This is a genomic window from Crossiella sp. NPDC003009 (assembly GCF_053591555.1).
In genome coordinates this window covers 257,832-275,589 of the sequence record NZ_JBSFUA010000004.1, presented here as the reverse complement: position 1 = coordinate 275,589, position 17,758 = coordinate 257,832, and the positions used below count along the sequence as shown (strand labels likewise).

The 17,758-nt window shown below is 71.7% G+C and carries 12 protein-coding genes and 1 pseudogene; 11 read left to right on the top strand and 2 right to left on the bottom strand.

Features of this window, described 5'->3' with window-relative positions; genetic code table 11:
- Positions 1-110: 110 nt before the first annotated feature.
- From ACWDY5_RS07265 to ACWDY5_RS07255, 3 genes are all read left to right on the top strand, one after another.
- The gene (locus ACWDY5_RS07265; protein ID WP_449721398.1) at positions 111-2,225 is read left to right on the top strand and encodes a UvrD-helicase domain-containing protein; all 2,115 of its coding nucleotides are present in this window, start codon (positions 111-113) and stop codon (positions 2,223-2,225) included.
- 103 nt (positions 2,226-2,328) lie between these two features.
- Entirely contained in the window at positions 2,329-3,081 is a 753-nt protein-coding gene (locus ACWDY5_RS07260; RefSeq protein ID WP_449721397.1) for a hypothetical protein, read from the top strand.
- A 114-nt stretch (positions 3,082-3,195) separates the two neighbouring features.
- Complete coding sequence (locus tag ACWDY5_RS07255) at positions 3,196-4,137, top strand: cold-shock protein (protein WP_449721396.1); 942 nt, start codon at positions 3,196-3,198, stop codon at positions 4,135-4,137.
- A 230-nt stretch (positions 4,138-4,367) separates the two neighbouring features.
- Here the strand turns inward: ACWDY5_RS07255 and ACWDY5_RS07250 are convergent.
- Both ACWDY5_RS07250 and ACWDY5_RS07245 read right to left on the bottom strand, forming a co-directional pair.
- A pseudogene (locus ACWDY5_RS07250) lies at positions 4,368-5,209 on the bottom strand (IS5 family transposase).
- A gap of 136 nt (positions 5,210-5,345) precedes the next feature.
- Complete coding sequence (locus tag ACWDY5_RS07245; protein ID WP_449721395.1) at positions 5,346-5,633, bottom strand: hypothetical protein; 288 nt, start codon at positions 5,631-5,633, stop codon at positions 5,346-5,348.
- Between the two features lie 269 nt (positions 5,634-5,902).
- Here ACWDY5_RS07245 and ACWDY5_RS07240 point away from each other — a divergent pair, with 269 nt between their 5' ends.
- The 8 genes from ACWDY5_RS07240 to ACWDY5_RS07205 all read left to right on the top strand — a co-directional run.
- A complete protein-coding gene (locus ACWDY5_RS07240; RefSeq protein ID WP_449721394.1) occupies positions 5,903-6,901 on the top strand; it encodes a DUF2786 domain-containing protein in 999 nt (332 codons plus the stop codon).
- A gap of 101 nt (positions 6,902-7,002) precedes the next feature.
- Positions 7,003-8,580: a TIGR02677 family protein gene (locus ACWDY5_RS07235; protein WP_449721393.1), complete on the top strand. Its 1,578-nt coding sequence runs from the start codon at positions 7,003-7,005 to the stop codon at positions 8,578-8,580.
- Positions 8,577-9,776 (top strand): TIGR02678 family protein, encoded by a 1,200-nt coding sequence (locus ACWDY5_RS07230; RefSeq protein WP_449721392.1) that lies wholly within the window; start codon positions 8,577-8,579, stop codon positions 9,774-9,776. Before ACWDY5_RS07235 ends, ACWDY5_RS07230 begins: the two co-directional genes overlap by 4 nt.
- Positions 9,773-13,858: a TIGR02680 family protein gene (locus ACWDY5_RS07225; RefSeq protein ID WP_449721391.1), complete on the top strand. Its 4,086-nt coding sequence runs from the start codon at positions 9,773-9,775 to the stop codon at positions 13,856-13,858. The genes ACWDY5_RS07230 and ACWDY5_RS07225 overlap by 4 nt, the downstream gene beginning before the upstream one ends.
- Positions 13,849-15,102, top strand: a complete 1,254-nt coding sequence (locus ACWDY5_RS07220; protein WP_449721390.1) for a TIGR02679 family protein — start codon at positions 13,849-13,851, stop codon at positions 15,100-15,102. Before ACWDY5_RS07225 ends, ACWDY5_RS07220 begins: the two co-directional genes overlap by 10 nt.
- Positions 15,103-15,163: 61 nt before the next feature.
- Entirely contained in the window at positions 15,164-16,336 is a 1,173-nt protein-coding gene (locus ACWDY5_RS07215; protein ID WP_449721389.1) for a bis-aminopropyl spermidine synthase family protein, read from the top strand.
- On the top strand, positions 16,333-16,797 hold the full coding sequence (locus tag ACWDY5_RS07210; RefSeq protein WP_449721388.1) for an N-acetyltransferase family protein: 465 nt from the start codon (positions 16,333-16,335) through the stop codon (positions 16,795-16,797). Before ACWDY5_RS07215 ends, ACWDY5_RS07210 begins: the two co-directional genes overlap by 4 nt.
- The coding region (locus tag ACWDY5_RS07205; protein ID WP_449721387.1) for an HAD-IIIC family phosphatase at positions 16,798-17,758 on the top strand (961 nt) is incomplete at its 3' end.

Genomic DNA, 17,758 nt, shown 5'->3' with positions numbered 1-17,758 from the left:
GATCGATCCTGCCTCATCTTTCCCGAACAAGACACCCCACATCGCACAGCTGTGTGAATACGATGCGTAGCAGCACGTCTACTGATGGCTAGCACAGGGGGCAACACCGGATGCCACGGTTGGGTATCGCCAAAGAGTTCCTGTCCGGTTACGCGAAGTTGGAGAAATCAGTCCAACGAGCGGTGGACAAGGCGCTGGAGATGTTCACCGAACAGCGGCACGCGGGCGCTCACCTGGAGAAACTGGTTGGCGCCAAGGACCCGAACATCCGGACCATCCGGATAACCAAGCAGTACCGGGGTGTGGTGCTCGCGCCCACCGGCGGCGATGAGTACCTGCTACTCGCGGTGCTGAACCACGATGAGGCCAACGCCTACGCGGTGAGCCGCAAGTTCACCGTAAACCACGCCATCGGCGTGCTGGAGGTCCGCAACCAGGCGGCGCTGGAAGGCCTTCAACCCGCCTTCGCGCAGCTGGCCGAGCAGGTTGACGAACGGCTGTTCGGGCAGGTCAAGGACGGTGAGCTGATCGCACTCGGGATCGACCCGAAACTGCTGCCCCTGATCAGGCTGCTGGCCACGGACACGCATCTGGACACCCTGGAGTCCTTGCTGCCCGTTCCGCAGTACGACGCCCTGGTGGCGCTTGCCTCCGGTATGACGCCCGAGGAGGCGTGGCATGAGGTCAGCAAGCACCTGGCCGCCGAGGTGCCCGCGGAGATCGACACCACCAACCTGATCACCGCGATGGAACGGACTCCTGACCAGTACACCACGGTGACCGGGCCGGAGGAGCTGGCGGACATGCTCGCGCACCCGTTCGATGTGTGGCGGGTGTTCCTGCACTCGACGCAGCAGAAGATCGCCTACCGGCCGTCCTACCGCGGCCCAGCGCTGGTCAGCGGCGGCGCCGGTACCGGCAAGACGGTGACCGCGGTGCACCGGGCTGCCTTCCTCGCCGGTCGGGCCGGTTCCGCCAACGGCCAGCCGGAGATCCTGCTGACCACGTTCACCCGCAACCTGGCCACCGCCTTGGAACGCCAGCTCGGACTGCTGACGAGCGACTCGCAGCACCGCGCCCGGATCGACGTGATCAACGTGGATCGGCTGGCCTACCGGGTGGTCACCGAAGCCCGGGGCAGGGCGCCGGAGATCGCCGGCAGCCACGCGCTCAACCGGCGCTGGCAGCAGGCCGCGAAGAACCTCGACGGCGAGTTCACCGCCACGTTCCTCGAACGCGAATGGGAGCAGGTGGTGCTGGCCCAGAATCTCCGCCGCGTCGAGGACTACCGAACCGCCAGGCGGCGCGGGCGTGGGCGGCCGTTGAGCCCGATGCAGAAAGAACGAGTCTGGGCGGCCATCGGCGAGGTACTCGCTGGGCTACGCCGAGACGGGCAACAGACCCATCTTCAGGTCGTCGACGAGGCCGCCGAGATCCTCGCCGAACGCGGTCAGGCGCCCTACCGGCACGTCATCGTGGACGAGGGCCAGGATCTGCACCCCGCGCAGTGGCGCATGCTCCGAGCCGCGGTCCCGTCCGGTGCTGACGACCTGTTCATCGTCGCCGACCCGAACCAGCGGATCTACAACAACAATGTGTCCCTGGCCAGTCTCGGTATCGGTGTTCGCGGTCGAAGCCATCGGCTCACCATCAGTTATCGCACCACCCAGGAGATCCTGAGCTGGTCGGTGGGTCTGCTCGATTCGCAGCCACCGACCGGCCTCGATGACGAACCGGACGGCCTGCCCGGATACCGATCACCGATGCACGGTCGCCGCCCGGTGGTCCACACCTACCCGAACCGGGCCGCCGAGTTGGACGGGGTCACCGCTCAGGTCCAGGAGTGGCTCAAGGCCGGTGTGGAGCCATCCGCGATCGCCGTGGCCGCGCGCACCACAGCCCAGGTGAAGGACCTCCAGGCCGTGTTCGACCGCGACGGCATACCGGCGGCCAGTGCGAAGTCCACCGTGGAGAACGTCGTCCGGCTATGCACCATGCACGCGCTGAAGGGGCTCGAGTTCCGATGCGCCGCGGTGATCGGGGTAGCTGAGGGGGTGGTGCCCGCGCCGGCCGCGGTGACCGATCGGGCCGAGGATCCGGTGGCTCATCAGCACGATCTGCAACGCGAACGCAACCTGCTGTTCGTGGCCTGCACCAGAGCCAGGGACATCCTGTACGTCTCCCACGCGGCCACGCCGAGCCCGTTCTTGACCACCCGCCGGTAACCCCGGGTGTGGGCCGGCCGCTTGCCGAGGACGCGGTGGCGGGATTGCCTGCCACTCGGATGCCGGCGCGGTCCAGCCGTTGCAGCAGGCCGGGCCTGCGCTGGTGCTCGGCACGCAGCAGCCGGACCCGTTGCTCGAACTCCTCCGCACGACCGCACCGCTCGCCCGCGGCGATGAGATCCGCCAGGAGGGTGGCCGCGGTGTCGTAGTCCCGAGGGCGCTTGGTGGCGATCAACGTGTCCACCTCGGCCCGGGCGGTCTCGGCGCGGGCGGCGAGCGCGTCCAGGCGCCGGCCGCGGACCGCCGCGGCCTGTTGATGCTCCGCGCGCCGCCGTTCCGCCTCGGCGCGTTTCCGGTCGGCCTGGCGCGCTGTCCGCGCTTCGAGGAGCTCACCGACCCGTCGGCGCTGGCCGGCCGCGGCGGTCGGCGGCTGGCCGGTGGTCCGGAACTCACGGCGCAGCCGGGCGCGCAGGTGCGGTTGGTCGCCGATCGCCAGGCGCCGCAACAGGCCGTTCTTCTCCGCCTCTGGCCGGTCGAGGAGCCAGGCGGTGAACTCCGCCGCGCCGTCACCAGTCCGAGGGGCCTCCGGGCTGGCCGCCGCCGCGGCGCGCAACAGGTCCGGATCCAGCCGGAGGAAGTCGGCCAGCCGCCGTTGCGGGCCGGTCAGCGAACCGAGCCCGGCCGGCACCGGCGGTTCGGCGTCCTCCTCATCCAGTTCACCGGACTCCACGCTCAGCAGCCAGGCCGCGCAGATCACCGGCGACCACCTCCGTGCGCACCTGCGCGAGCGAGGCGAGCCAGCCTGTGCCGTCATGTTCTCAGACCTGGTCTCAAAACTCGGCGTGTCGCTAGGTGAACCAACGGCCCGCCCCTGGCTCCGCACCGCCCGCCTGTGGGCCCGGCCCGACGGACCGGAGGTCTGTCAGAGAGACTGGAGGCCAGTGCCCGCCCTCTCGACCTGGAGCCTTTGATGCCGCAGGGGACCGTTCGTTGGTTCGACGCCGAACGGGGTTTCGGCTTCCTCGCGCCCGAGGACGGCTCGCCGGACGTGTTCGTGCACGCCTCCGAGATCGTCGGGGACGGCGGCGCGAAAGTGCTCCGCGAGGGTCAAGCCGTCGTGTTCGAGGTCGGCGAGAACGACCGCGGGCCCCAGGCGCTGCGCGTTCGCGTCACCGCCGATGCGGCCACCGGCAGCGCCGTGGGCCTGCTCGGCACCATCAACTGGTACGAGCCGGGCAAGGGGTACGGCTTCGCGTCGCCGGACGGCGGCGGCGCCGACATCTTCGTGCACAGCTCCGCCATCGTGACCGGCGGCGTGGTCACCGAGGGGCAGCGGGTGGCCTTCCTGATCGTCGAAGGCGAGCGCGGCCCGCAGGCCGGGCACGTGATCCCGCTGGGAGCAGGGGCCGGCTCACCCGCTGCGGCTGGCATCGCGGACGGTGCCGACGGCACGGTGGCCTGGTACGACGAGGACAAGGGCTTCGGCTTCATCAACCCCGACTCCGGCGCCGGGGACGTCTTCGTTCACGCCCGGGCCCTGGCCGAGGGGCTGACGTGGCTCGCGGAGGGCGACCGCGTCGCCTACGAGGTGGCTAGTGGAGACAAGGGCCCGCAGGCCCGCGACGTGCACCTGGTCCGGGGCGCCGAGCCCCAGACGGCGCCGCAGCGGTCGGCACCTGCCGCAGGGCCGACGGCGCGGGACGTGCCCGTACGAGGCGGCGAGGGCGTCGTCGCGCGCTACGACGGCGACCGCGGCTTCGGCTTCATCACCCCGGACGCCGGCGGCGACGATCTCTTCGCCCACGTGTCCGTGATCATGGGGTCGGAGCCGCTGCAGAAGGGTGACCGGGTCCGGTACGCGGTGCGTCAGAGCGACCGGGGCCCGCAGGCCGACCGCATCGAACGCCTCTGAAGAGGCGGCCCCACCGATGGCTGATCACTTCCCGACGAGAGTGCTCGTTCATCCCCGCCGATGGTGCCGTCAGCAACTCGGCTGCAGCCTCCTCCAGGAGATCGATCTCCCTCCTGGTGACGGGGGCCCCGTGCCGACCCGAGGACCTGCTCCGCGCTCAGAAGCTCACCAGTCACCCCCAGCCAACGACACAGAGCTACCGATGTATCCCAAACGAGTGAATGGATGCGTTAGACCTGGTCGCAGAGCTCGATCTTTATGAGCCGGCGGACGTTGATCACGGTGCAGGCCAGCGTGAGTAGCGCCAGCGTGGTGCGTTCGGTCCGGTCGTAGCGCAGCCCGAGGCGTTTGAACCGCAGCAGCCAGGAGATGGTGCGTTCGACGACCCAGCGGACCCGGCCGAGGCGGGACTTGCCCTCAATCCCGCGCCGGGCGATACGGACCTTGATACCGCGGCGGGTCAAGTAGCGGCGGCAGCGGCGGTAGTCGTAGCCCTTGTCGGCGTGCAGCTTGTCCGGTCGGCATCGTGGCCGGCCCGCCCGGCCGTGGTGGCCGCGCACGGTCGGGTTCGTGTCCAGCAGCGGCTCGAACAGCATGCTGTCGTGGGTGTTTGCCGCCGACAACATGATGTGCAGCGGTAGCCCGTTCGCGTCGCACAGAACGTGGTACTTGGAGCCGGCTTTACCCCGGTCAGTGGGGCTGCGGCCGGTCAGCTCGCCCCCCTTTTCGACCGCACCGACACCGCGTCGATGCAGCCTCTGGTCCAGTCGAGCTCGTCGATGTTGGACAGCTCGTCGAGCACGAGCTGGTGCAGTCGGTCCCACACGCCGGCGTCCTGCCACTCACGTAACCGCCGCCACGCGGTGTGCCCGGAACCGCATCCGAGCTGCTCGGGTAGGTCTCGCCAGCGGCAGCCGGTGTCGAGCACGAACAAGATCCCCTCTAGCGCGGCACGGTCATCGATCCGGGGCCGCCCACCCGGACCGCGCGGCGCTGGTCGGGACGGGATCAGGGGTTCGATCAGCTCCCAGAGTCGGTCTTCGACCCGCCGCTGCTGCGTCGTCTTGGCCACGACTGCCCACGATCGACGACCAGGACCGGCAGGTTACGCAGTGACACACCCTTAAGTTTTGAGACCAGGTCTCAGTCGCCGTCCTCGTCCTCGGAGGTGAGGCTCAGGACCATGCTGCCCCGATGTGCCCAAGCGCTCACCCAGTCACCGGGCATGTACTCCTTGGCCACCTCGACATCGAGCACGCTCGCGGTAGCCGGAACATGAGCTGGCGGGTTCCCCAGTTGGCCAGGCAGAGGAAGGCGTCGAAGTAGTCCTGGACCATGGCGGCCGGGTCACCGCGGAAGCTGCCCCACTGATAGGAGTTGGTGAAGCTCGTCGGCGTGATCTCCGCCCTGGTGGACAACGAGCGCAACTCGATCATCTGCTCTTCGGTGAGCGGCTGGTCGAGGGCGAGAAACTCGTAGTACTGGTACTCGCTCACCGCCCGGATCTTAGCCTCCGAGACGATGGCGGCGACTGGGGCCGGGCGGAGAAGGGACCGTTGGTGGGCAAGCGGAACCGGGAGAAGCGGGCCGCGAAGGCGAAGCAGTGGGCCCGCGGGCGGCGCGGGCCCACCGAGTCCCGGAACGAGTGGGATCTTGGCCCCTTCGACGAGCAGCTGCACGCGCAGGCGCAGGGGCTCGCGCTGGTCAGCTTGGTACGCACCGCGGCAGAGGCACAGGTGCACCTCGGTGCGGAGGGTGGCTGCCGGTGGACGTGTGGCAGCTCGTGCGCAGGCGGGCTGGGCGGGTGGCCGCGTCGCTGGTCGTGGATGTCATCGCCGCCGAGCAGGAGCGCTACGCCCCGGCCACCGTCCACCCCAGGTGGCGGCACCAGCTGGCGGAGATCGGGGCCACCGTGTGGTGGGATCGCGCCGAGCCGCTGCTGGGCCAGTGGGCCGGTCGGCACGGTCATGACCAGGCGGCGACGCTCACCGCCGCGGTCGCCGTCATCGGCGATCTCGCCTTCACCGGGCCCACCGCGCCGGTCCTGCCCCCGCCAGACGCCGTACAGGATGCGCCCCATGGCCGGACGGGCGTGGACGAGAAGGTGCTCGCCCGAGTGCGGGGCCTGCTCGCCAAGGCCGAGTCCACCGACTATCCCGATGAGGCCGAGGCACTGTCGGCCAAGGCGCAGGAGCTGATGAACCGGCACGCCCTCGACCGGGCCGAAGTGGCCGCGGCTGGCCATGCGCCACCGTTAGTGGCCAGCCGGCGGCTGTGGCTGGACAGCCCGTACCTGGCGGAGAAGGCGCACCTGGTGAACGCGGTCGCCGATGCCAACCGGTGCCGGTCGGTGCTCGCCGAGAAGCCCGGGTACCTCACGCTGGTCGGCGACGAGCTGGACCTGGACGCGACCGAGCTGCTGTCGACCTCGTTGCTGGTGCAGGCGAACCGGGCGACGCTCGCCGAGGGCAGGCGAACCGGCCAGTCGAAGACCCGCTCGTTCCGGCAGTCCTTCCTAGTCTCCTACGGTGCGCGCATCGGCGAGCGGCTGCACCAGGTCACCGATCTGGACCGGTCGGTCTCCAGCGCGCTTGTGCCGGTCTTCGTCGAACGCGAGCAGGCTGTCGAAGACACGATCGGGGAACTGTTCCCGAGGTTGCGCGCCCGTGGCTTCTCCGCCCGCAACAGCTCCGGCTGGGCGGCCGGTCACGCCGCGGCGGAGCAGGCCCAGCTGACCCTGGACCGGGAAGCGCTGCACCGCTGAAGCGTCCCGTGCCCAGACCGCCGTCCGGGCTGTCAGAAGGCGCTGTCGGCGCCGTCTGGATACTGGCTGACAGTGGCACACGCGAGCACGAAGGGTGAACATTGTCAGACGCGACCGGGGAAAGCGGGACGGCCGAGCGGGACTTCCGGCCGTTCGCGCATCTCACCGCGCCGAACTCGGCGCTGTACCGGCTGGTCATGAGCGTCTTCGTCCGGGCGAAACAGCGGTTCACCGTGCACCTGCGGCCCGAGGACGTGCACGAGGCGCTGGACCCGGCGGCCCGGCCGGAGCTCACCGAGGTCAGCGACGCGCTGGTGGCGCTGCAGGGCTGGGGGAACCTGCGGGCGGATCCGGACACCAGCCGGGTCACCACGGTCGCGGACTTCCACCGGGCGCGCTACCTCTACCAGCTGACCGCCCCGGGGGAAGCCGCCGAGCAGGCGCTGAGCGCCTACGACGAGGCGCTCGGACGGCGGGGCGCGTTGCAGGCGGTCGCGCTGACCGACATCGCGACCCAGTTGCAGGCGTTGCTCGCGTTGGCCGGGGACCACGCGGCGGATCCGGCGAAGATCCACCTGCTCTTGCGCGGGTTGGTCGGCCGGTTCACCGACCTCGCGGACAACGCCCAGGCGTTCGTGAGTTCCCTGCAACGCTCGATCGACCTGCACGACGCGGAGGCCGAGGCGTTCCACGCCTACAAGGACCGGCTGATCGACTACCTGGAGCGGTTCATCAAGGACCTGGTCACCTCCGGCGCGGAGATCAGCGTGCTGGTCGGGCGGATCGAGGGCGCCGGCGTGGACCGGCTGCTGCGGGTCGCCGCGCATCGGGAAGCCGCGGACGCCGCGCCGGGCGCGAACGAAGCCGACGATCCCCGGGTGGCCGCCTTCAGCGCGGGCTACGAGCTGTGGCGGGAGCGCTGGCGGGGGCTGCGGCAGTGGTTCGTCAGCGACGCCGCGCATCCGAGTCAGGCGAAGCTGTTGCGTTCCAGGGCCAGGGCCGCGATCCCCCAGCTGCTCCAGGTGGTCGCCACGCTCAACGAACGGCGCAGCGGACGGTCGGACCGTTCGGCCGACTTCCGCGCACTGGCCAGGTGGTTCGCCCAGGCCCCGGACGAGGCGGCGACACACCGGCTGTGGCACGCGGCTTTCGGCCTGTCCTCGGCCCGGCACCTGACCGTGGACGCGGAGACCCTGGTCGAACGGGAGGCGCGTCCGGTGCCGCCCAGCACGCCGTGGGCGGCTGCCGAACCACTGCGGATCAGCCCGCAGTTGCGGCGCACCGGCAGCTACGAACGGCGGGGCAAACCCAACCGGGTCATCGACCGTGGCGAGCAACGCCGCTACCTCGCCGAGGTGGCCGCGAAACAGGCGCTGGAGACCGAGGCGGCCCGGCGGCGGCTGACCACGGACGGCCCGGTCCGGCTGTCCGCCTTCGGTGAGCTGGACACCGCGACGTTCACCCTGTTCCTCAAGCTGCTCGGGGACGCCCTCTCCACGTGGCGGCCGGGAGCCCGGCACACGACTGCGACGACCTCCGACGGCAGCATGGCGGTCCGGATGACCGCGGCCGCTGATGGCGCCATCGCGGAGATCCACACGCCCGGCGGGGTCTTTCGCGGCCCGGACCATCTCGTGGAGATCATCGACCTGAGCGCCGCGGCGGTGACACCGGCATGACCCGTTCGCTCGGTGACGCGCTGTCCGCCTCGCGGACCGCCGACCTGCGCCGCGCCGCGCGGGCCCTGCTGCGCAGGCCACTGCTGCGGGCGAGCGGACCGGAGGCGGAGCACTTCCGGCTGGTGCGCAGGCACGCCATCGAACTGCGGGACTGGTTCGGCCGCAACACCGGCTGGCGGCTGCTGGTCGACGCCGAGGTCGCCCGGCTCGCCAAGACGGCTGGCAACACCGCCGACCACACCCGCCCGGCGCGGGACACCCGCTCGAAGCTGCCCTTCGGCCGGCGCCGCTACGTGCTGGCCTGCCTGGCCCTCTCCGTGCTCGACCGAGCCGACGCGCAGGTCACCCTCGGCAGGCTGGCCGAACATGTGGTGCTGGCCGCGGCCGACCCGGAACTGGTCGCGGCCGGAGTGGTGTTCCGGCTGGACAACCGGGAGGAGCGCACCGACCTGGTGGCCGTGGTGCGGCTGCTGCTGGATCTTGGGGTGCTGAGCCGGGTGGCGGGCGCGGAGGAGGCGTTCGTGCAGGCCGGTGGTGACGTGCTCTACGACGTGGATCGCCGGGTGCTGGCCACCCTGCTCGTCACCCGCGTCGGACCATCCACAGTGGACAATCCGGAGTTCGGGGAACGGCTGCGCGCGGTCACCGCGGAGGCGGTGCCGGACAGCGACGACCTGCGCAACCAGGCGATCCGGCAGCACCTCACCCGGCGACTGCTGGAGGAGCCGGTGCTCTACTACGACGAGCTGGACGAGGCACAGCTGGCCTACCTGACCAGTCAGCGGGCCGCGATCACCCGGCGGATCGCCGAGCTGACCGGGCTTGTTGCCGAGGTGCGCGCGGAGGGCATCGCGATGGTCGATCCACAGGACGACCTCACCGACGCGCGGATGCCGGAGAACGGCACCGAAGGCCACCTCACCCTGCTGCTCGCTGAATACCTTGCCGCGCAAGGCGATCGTGACGTGCCACTGACCGAGCTGCACACCAGGACGCGGGAGCTGGCCGCCCAGCACCGCTCGTACTGGCGGAAGAACGCCACCGAGCCGAGCATGGAGGCCGAGCTGACCGGTTTCGCCGTCGACCGGCTGATCGCCCTGCGCCTGCTGACCCGCACCGGCTCCACCGTCACCGCCCGGCCCGCACTGGCCCGGTACGCCCTCGCCGACCCGATAGTCCACAAAGGACACTCATGAGCTCCCTGCCTGAACCGGAACGGCAACGCTGGCAACCGCTGCGCGCCGGGCTGGTGGACCTGTTCTACTACGACCAGGAGGAGTTCCACTTCCGGGACGGCCGGTTGCTGTTGCGGGGCAACAACGGCACCGGGAAGTCCAAGGTGCTGGCGCTCATGCTGCCGTTCCTACTGGACGGCGAGCTGTCCCCGCACCGGGTGGAACCCGACGCCGACCCGAAGAAGCGGATGGAGTGGAACCTCCTGCTCGGCGGGGCGCACCCCCATCCGGAGCGGCTGGGCTACACCTGGCTGGAGTTCGGCCGGCGCACCGAGGACGGCGGCGCCGAGTACCGCACCCTGGGCTGCGGACTGAAGGCAGTGTCCGGCAGGGGCGTCACCCGGCACTGGTTCTTCGTCACCACCCAGCGCCTCGGCCAGGACCTGGCACTGGTGGACGCCACCGCCACCGCGTTGACCAGGGACCGGCTGGGCGAGGCGCTCGGCGGCCACGGCAGGCTCTTCGACCGGGCCGGGGAGTACCGACGGGCAGTGGACGAGGCGCTGTTCGGGCTCGGCGAGCAGCGCTACGGCGCGCTGGTCGACCTGCTGATCCAGCTCCGCCAGCCGCAGCTGTCCAAACGCCCCAGCGAGAAGGCGCTCTCCGCGGCGCTCACCGAGTCGCTGCCGCCGCTCGACCAGGCCGTGGTCGCCGATGTCGCCGAAGCGTTTCGCAGTCTGGAGGAGGATCGCGCCGCACTGGCCTCGATGGTCGACGCGGAACACGCGACGGCCTCCTTCCTCCGGCACTACCGCCGGTACGCCCGGGTGGCCTCCCGGCGGCGAGCGGCGCTGCCCCGCCAGGCGCAAAAGCACTACGAGCGGGTCAACCGGAGCCTGACCGAAGCGCAGCAGGCCCACGAGGAGGCGAGCGCGGCGCTGGGTGTGGCCGAGCACCGGCTGGCCGAGCTCGCCGAGACCGAACAGGTGTTGCGGGCCAGGGACGAGGCGTTGCGCACCGGACCGGATATGCGGACCGCCGTCGAGCTCGACCGGGTGGCCGGGGAGGCTCGGCGGCTGGCTGCCGATTCGGCCCGGCTGGATCAGGAACGCGTGACTGCGGAGCAGCGACTCGGCCGGCGGCAGGACCAGCTGAGCCGGGCTGAACAGCGACTTGCCACCGCGGCGGAAGCGCTGCGTGAGGCCCGCGCGCTGTGCTCGGAGACGGCACGAGCCGCGCGGCTCGGCACCGAGCACGCCCGCCGGATCGACGCCAAGCTGCCCACTGGCGCGGAGGGCGGATTGCGGGAACTCGCCAGCGACGGCGTCGAACGCCAGCGCAGGTCGATCCAGCGCATGGACGCGCTGCACAACGCGCTGGGCGCAGCCAGGGACCGGCGGGTGGACGCGGCGCGGCGGGCCGACGAACTGGCCACGGAAGCCGCCGAGCTGGCGGACCGCCGGACACAGGCGGGTACCACGGTCGGCGACCGGGGCGAGGAGCTGGTGACCGCGGTACGCGGCTACCTGGCCACGGCGGAGGAAATCGCCGTGGCGGATGAGGGGGCGCTGCTGGCCGAACTCGCGCTGTGGGTGGAAACCCTCGACGGACCGAACCCAGCGCGAACAGCGGTGCAGCAGGCAGGCCACACGGCCGTGGCGGCCTTCGCCACCGCCACCGCGGAACTGACCGGACACCGGCAGGAGACCAAGCGGCGGCAGCGAGCGCTGACCGAGGAGATCGAGCGGCTGACCGCCGGGGTGGAAACCGGGCCGCCCACGCCGCACACCAGGGCCGAGACCGCCCGCCAGGACCGGCCGGGCGCACCGCTGTGGCAGGTGGTGGACTTTGCCGACGGACTCGCCGCGGACGCGCGGGCCGGGCTGGAGGCCGCGCTGGAGGCCGCTGGCGTCCTCGACGCCTGGGTGTCCCCTGCGGGCGCGCTGCTCGACGCGCCCACTCAGGACGTGCTGCTTCAGCCGGCCGGACCGTCTCCGGTGACCTCGTTGGCCACCGTGCTGCGGCCCGCGGTGGACCGAGCGGATCCTCAGGCGGCCACGCTCTCTGACAAGGTGCTGGAGGACCTGCTCGGCGCGATCGGGCTTGGCGAGCAGGCCACGGACAGCTGGGTGGACGCGGACGGCCGGTTCCGGCTCGGTGTGCTGACCGGGGCCTGGCACAAGCCGGAGGCGACCTATATCGGCCGTGGCGCCAGGGAGGCCGCCCGACGGGCGAGGCTGGCCGCGGTGGACGCGGAGCTGGCCGTGGTGACGACCGAGCTGACCGGTCTCACCGAGAAGCTGGCGGCGGTGGCTCGCCGCCGGACCCGGTTGTCCACTGAACTCACCGCCTGCCCAGAGGACACCGACCTGCACGCGGCGCACAACGCGGTGAGCACGCTGAACGCCGAGCACGCCAGGCTGGTCCCACGTCAGGAGGCCGCCGCGGCGGAGCTCGCCGTCCGCGCCGGGGAGGAGCAGGTCTCGGCGCGTCTGCTCGCCGAGACCGCGGCCGACCTCGACCTGCCTGCCGAGCCCGAGCCGCTCGCCGAGATCCGAGCTGGCCTGGGCCGCTACGAGATCGCGCTGGCCAGCCTGTGGCCGTTGCTGCCCGCCCGCGCCCAGGCGGAACGGACCCGCGCCGAGGCGGCCGAGGAGCTCGAGACAGCCGAGCGCCACCTCGCCGACTGCGCCGACCGGGCAACGGTGGCCGCCATGGAGGCGGCGGAGGCGGCCGAACGGCACCGGACCCTGGCGGAGACGGTCGGCGCGGCAGTCGCCGAACTGCAACAACGCCTGGCGCGGGTGGCCGAGGAGCTCGGCGGCTGCAAACGCGAGCAGCGGTCCGCGGACGCCGAGCGGATCAGGGCCGCCACCGCCAAGGGCAAGGCCGAGGGTGAGACCGAGACGCTCACCGCCGATCTGACCGAGGTGACCGAACAGCGCGGCGCGGCCGCCGAGGCGCTGCGCCGCTTCGCCCGGACCGGGTTGCTGACGATCGCGCTGCCTGAGCTGACCGTGCCCGACCCGGCCCAGCCATGGGCGCCGGATCCGACGGTCCGCCTGGCCCGTCAGGTCGAACGCGAGCTCACGGCCGAGGCCGATGACGACACGAGCTGGGACCGGGCGCAGGGCCGGGTCACCGAGGAGTTCAAGACCCTGGAGGACACCCTGGGCCTGCGCGGGAACTCCGCCTCCCTTCGGGTGCACGAGGACGGTATCCACGTCGACGTGGTCTTCCACGGGCGAGCGGCCAGCGTCCCGGAACTGGCCGCGGCGCTGGCCGAAGAGGTCGGCGCGCGGCAGCGGCTGCTGGATGAGCGGGAACGGGAGATCCTGGAGAACCACCTGGTCAACGAGGTGGCCAGCACGCTCCAGGAGTTGATCTCCGCGGCCGAGGCACAGGTCGCCAGGATGAACACGGAGCTCTCCGATCGCCCGACCAGCACCGGTATGCGGCTACGCCTGCTGTGGACCCCCGTCGAGGACGGCCCCGCCGGCCTGGACGCCGCGCGGGAACGGCTGCTCAGGCAGACCTCCGACGCGTGGTCGGAGACGGACCGGTCCGCGGTGGGCGCGTTTCTCCAGGCTCGCATCGCCGAGGTGCGGGCCGAGGACGAGTCGGGCACCTGGCTGGAACACCTGACCACCGCGCTGGACTACCGCGGCTGGCACCGGTTCGTCATTCAGCGCCACCAGAACGGCCAGTGGCGTTCGGCCACCGGCCCGGCCTCCGGCGGCGAACGCGTGCTGGCCGCGAGCGTGCCGTTGTTCGCCGCCGCCTCCTCGCACTACGCCTCGGCTGGCAATCCGCACGCGCCACGCCTGGTCACCCTGGACGAGGCGTTCGCGGGGGTGGACGACAACGCCCGCGCCAAGTACCTGGGCCTGCTGGCCTCCTTCGATCTGGACGTGGTGATGACCAGCGAACGCGAGTGGGGCTGTTACCCGGAGGTGCCGGGGCTGGCCATCGCCCAGCTGTCCCGCACCGACGATGTGCCCGCAGTGCTGGTCACCTCCTGGGAGTGGGACGGCGCCCAGCGCTGCCGGGTGCCGGGCCGGGACGCGGATCCCGTTGGGCCCCAGGAGAGTCTGTGGAGCTAGACCGGGCTCGGCTCGACCGGCTGCTGGGCGGGGCCGACCTCGCCTGGCTGGTGGAGCGGGCCCGGCGACGGCTGGAGCGGGACGAGCCGTTGATCGGCACGGTCACCCTCACCGGAGCCTCGGAGGCGCAGCGGCTCGCGGTGCATCGCCTGCTCGGTCGCCGACCGCGGCAGGGGACGAATCTCAGCGTGTCCCTCAGCTCGGTCGAGGAGGTGCTGCGCGGTTCCGGGATCAGCCCCGGTGGCCTGGCCGAGGCGGTGGTCGCGCTCACCGGTCCGGTGGTACCGCGGGCGGCCGCGCTGGCCGCGGTGGAACAGGCGTGGCAGGCCGGGTACGCGCTGGTCGACGGCGTGGTCGAGCACCGGCCCCCGTTGGTGGACTGGTGGCGGCGGACCAAGCAGCTCGGGTTGGTCCGTCGGCTCACCGGCGAACCCACCGCCGCTACCGCGACGCTGACCGCACTGGCGACCGTGCTCACCGCGCTGCCGGTCAACGGTCAGCCGATCGGCAGCTTCGCCGCTCGGCTGACCGGCGACGCACACGCCCTCGATGACGACCGGCCGCTGTCGACGCTGGCGCTGGGCGCCGCGCGGGCGTTGTCCGGGCTCCCGGCCGGAACCGGCGCGGAATGGCGACGGGAGATCTGGGCCGCGGTCGGCCTGCTCAGGGACGAGTTGTCCACGGTCGTGCTCACTCTCGGGTTGCCCGGCGACCCGGCGACCGTCAGCGGGCGCTTGCTCGACGTCAGCCGCCAGGCCGGGCAGCCCATCGCGCTGACCCTGCGCCAGTTGGTCCGGGACCCGCCGCTGCTGACCGGTCTGGGCGGGCGGCTGGTCTCGGTCTGCGAGAACCCGGTGGTGGTCTCCCTGGCCGCTGACCGGCTCGGCGCGCGGTGCCCTCCCCTGGTGTGTGTCAGCGGTCAGCCCGGCGCCGCGGTGATGCGACTCCTGCGCCTGCTCGTGGCGACCGGCGCGTCGCTGCGCTACCACGGCGACTTCGACTGGGGCGGCCTGCGTATCGCGAACTTCCTGTTCCGGCAATTGCCCGCCGTGCCATGGCGGTTCGGCGCCGCGGACTACCTTGCCGCCGCACATGCCGTCGACGGCGGATCACTGCGCGGCACACCGGTGACCGCGTCGTGGGACACGGGGCTCGCGGGAGCGATCCACCAGGTCGGCCGACGGATCGAGGAGGAACTGGTCACCGACGATCTACTCATGGACCTGCGCGCCGGCGCCGGATGACCGTGTCGGGCGCTCGTTATACTCGGCCAATCATGCAGATCAGCGCGGGTGGCGACCCATTGTGAGCACGCAGGACAACGAGGTGCTGGCCGAGATCGCGGAGGCGGTCCGGCTTCAGGAAGGACCTGCGGGGGTGCGGGCCGTGGTCCGCGCGTTCCGGCAGATCGGACCCGCCTCCACCAGAGATGTCAGCAGGCACACCGGGTTGCCGGTGCCGATCGTGGCGGCGGTGGGCAACGAGCTGCGCAGGCACGGGTTGCTGGGTGAGCAGCGGCCGTCCCGGCTGACCGACAGCGGGCTGGAGCTGATCGCGCACCTCGGGCTCGGGCTGGACCTGGACACCGACTGCTCCCGGTGCGGCGGGCTGGAGATCCCGATCCCCCGGGCGTTGCAGGAGGCCGTCGAGCAGCTGCGGCGGATCTCCGCGGCGGGGCCGGGGGCGGACCTGGCGTTGGACCAGTCGCACTGCACCGCGGAGACCAAGGTCCGCCGGGTGCTGGCGCTGATCAGGGCCGGGGTGCTGCCGGGGTCCTCGGTGCTGCTGGTGGGCGATGACGACCAGGTGTCCATCGCGATCGCCGTGGTCGAGCAGGCGCTGGGCGTGTCGCTGGTGTCCCGGCTGGCGGTGGCCGACATCTCCGACGAGGTGCTCGACTTCATCGCCGACACCGCCTCCACCATGGACTTCCGGGTCGACCTCGCCAAGCACGACCTGCGCGAGCCGCTGCCGCCGAGGCTGGTCCGCCAGTTCGACGCGGCCATGACCGACCCGCCCTATACCGCGGAGGGCGCGCGGCTGTTCCTGTCCAGGGCGGTCGAGGGGCTCAAGCCGGGGCCCGCGCAGAGCGTCTTCTTCTCCTTCGGGGCCAAGGGGCCGGAGGAGATGCTGGCGGTGCAGCAGGAGATCCTCGGGCTGAACCTGGTGACGCACAGCCTGATCCGCAACTTCAACGAGTACCAGGGCAGCGGCATCCTGGGCGGCACCGGCTTCTTCCAGCACCTGCTGACCACTGAGGCCACCGCCTCCTCGGTGCCGGGCGCGTACCAGGGTCCGCTGTACACCAGGGAGAAGCGGAGCAGGCTGCGCGAGTACGAGTGCGGCAACTGCGGGGCAAAGTTCCCGGTCGGCGCGGGCGCGGAGTGGAACTCGGTGGCCGACCTGCGCGCCGCGGGCTGCCCGAACTGCGGCAAGGGACCGTTCCGGCCGCTCCAGCTCATCGGAGAGGAATCGTGACCGACTTCCAGGTGCGGCCCGCGGTCGAGTCCGACCTGCGCAGGCTGGCCGAGTTCGAGGCGGAGATCGCCCGGATCTCCTTCCAGGACGACGCGATCGACGACCTGGACGTGCAGGAGCGCCGGATGGCCAAGGCGATGGCCAAGTCCGCCGAGGGCATGTTCGTGGCCTGCCGGGGCGAGGAGCCCGCGGCCGGGTGGCTGTGGATCACGGTCAACACCAACCCGATGAGCGGGCAGCGCTACGCCAACTTCCGCTCGCTGGCGGTCGCCGAGATCCCGGAGCGCACCCAGGTCGGCGAGCAGTTGTTGCAGGCAGGGCTGGACTACGTCGACGAGCACGGCGTCACCGAGGTGGTGGGCAAGGTCTTCTCCGGCAACCTGCCGATGCGGGTGCTGTACAAGCAGTTCGGGTTCGAGGCCGCGCACCTGACCATGAAGCTCGACCGGCGGAAGCGGTAGATGAGCGTCAAGTGCGTGGTGTGGGACCTCGACGGCACGCTGTGGGACGGGATCGCCGTCGAGCAGACCGCCGAGACCCTGCCGGCGCCGCGCGCCGAGGTGCTGGCGCTGATCGACGAGCTGGCCGCGCGCGGGGTGCTGAGCAGCATCGCCAGCCGCACCGACCCGTCCATCCTGGCGCTGCTGCTGGCCGATGAGCCGCTGGCCGAGCGGTTCGTGGCGCCGCAGGCGGACTGGCAGGACAAGAGCGTGGCGCTGCGCCGGATCAGCGCCGAGCTGGGCATCGGGCTGGCCGCGCTGGCCTTCGTGGATGACAACCCGTTCGAGCGGGCCGAGGTGGCCGCGGCCCTGCCCGAGGTGCTGGTGCTCGCCCCCGAGCAGGCCGCCGGGCTGCTGGACTCCCCCGAGCTGGACCCCTCGGCGCTGACCCCGGAGGCGCGCGGCCGGGTGCGGCGCTACCGCGAGGAAGCCCGGCGCAAGGACGCGGAGACGGCGTTCACCGGGTCGCGGGCGGAGTTCCTGCGCTGGTGCGGGATGCGGCTCACGCTGCGGGCGGCCACCGAGGCGGATGTGCCGAGGCTGGTGGAGCTGGCCCGGCGCACGCACCGGATGAACACCACCGGCGATGTGCCGCCGGTGCAGGACGTGCTGGCCCGGCTGGCTGACCCGGACGGGTGGTTCTTGCCGGTGGCGGAACTGTCGGACCGGTTCGGCGGCTACGGGCTGATCGGCGCCGCGGTGATCGAGAAGGGCGCGGCGGCCGAGAAGGGCGCGGCGGTCGAGTCGGGCGCGATGGCCGGGGCGCGCGCCGCGGTCGAGTCGGGCGTGATGGCTGAGTCGGGCGTGATGGCTGAGTCGGGCGCGGTGGCTGAGTCGGGCGCGGTGGCTGAGTCGGGCGCGGTGGCTGAGTCGGGCGCGGTGGCTGAGTCGGGCGCGGTGGCTGAGTCGGGCGCGGTGGCTG

Excerpts from the sequence above, each read along its gene's own strand:
- ACWDY5_RS07265 (WP_449721398.1), top strand. The coding sequence starts at position 111 with ATGCCACGGTTGGGTATCGCCAAAGAGTTCCTGTCCGGTTACGCGAAG.
- ACWDY5_RS07230 (WP_449721392.1), top strand. The coding sequence starts at position 8,577 with ATGACCCGTTCGCTCGGTGACGCGCTGTCCGCCTCGCGGACCGCCGAC.
- ACWDY5_RS07255 (WP_449721396.1), top strand. The coding sequence starts at position 3,196 with ATGCCGCAGGGGACCGTTCGTTGGTTCGACGCCGAACGGGGTTTCGGC.
- ACWDY5_RS07225 (WP_449721391.1), top strand. The coding sequence starts at position 9,773 with ATGAGCTCCCTGCCTGAACCGGAACGGCAACGCTGGCAACCGCTGCGC.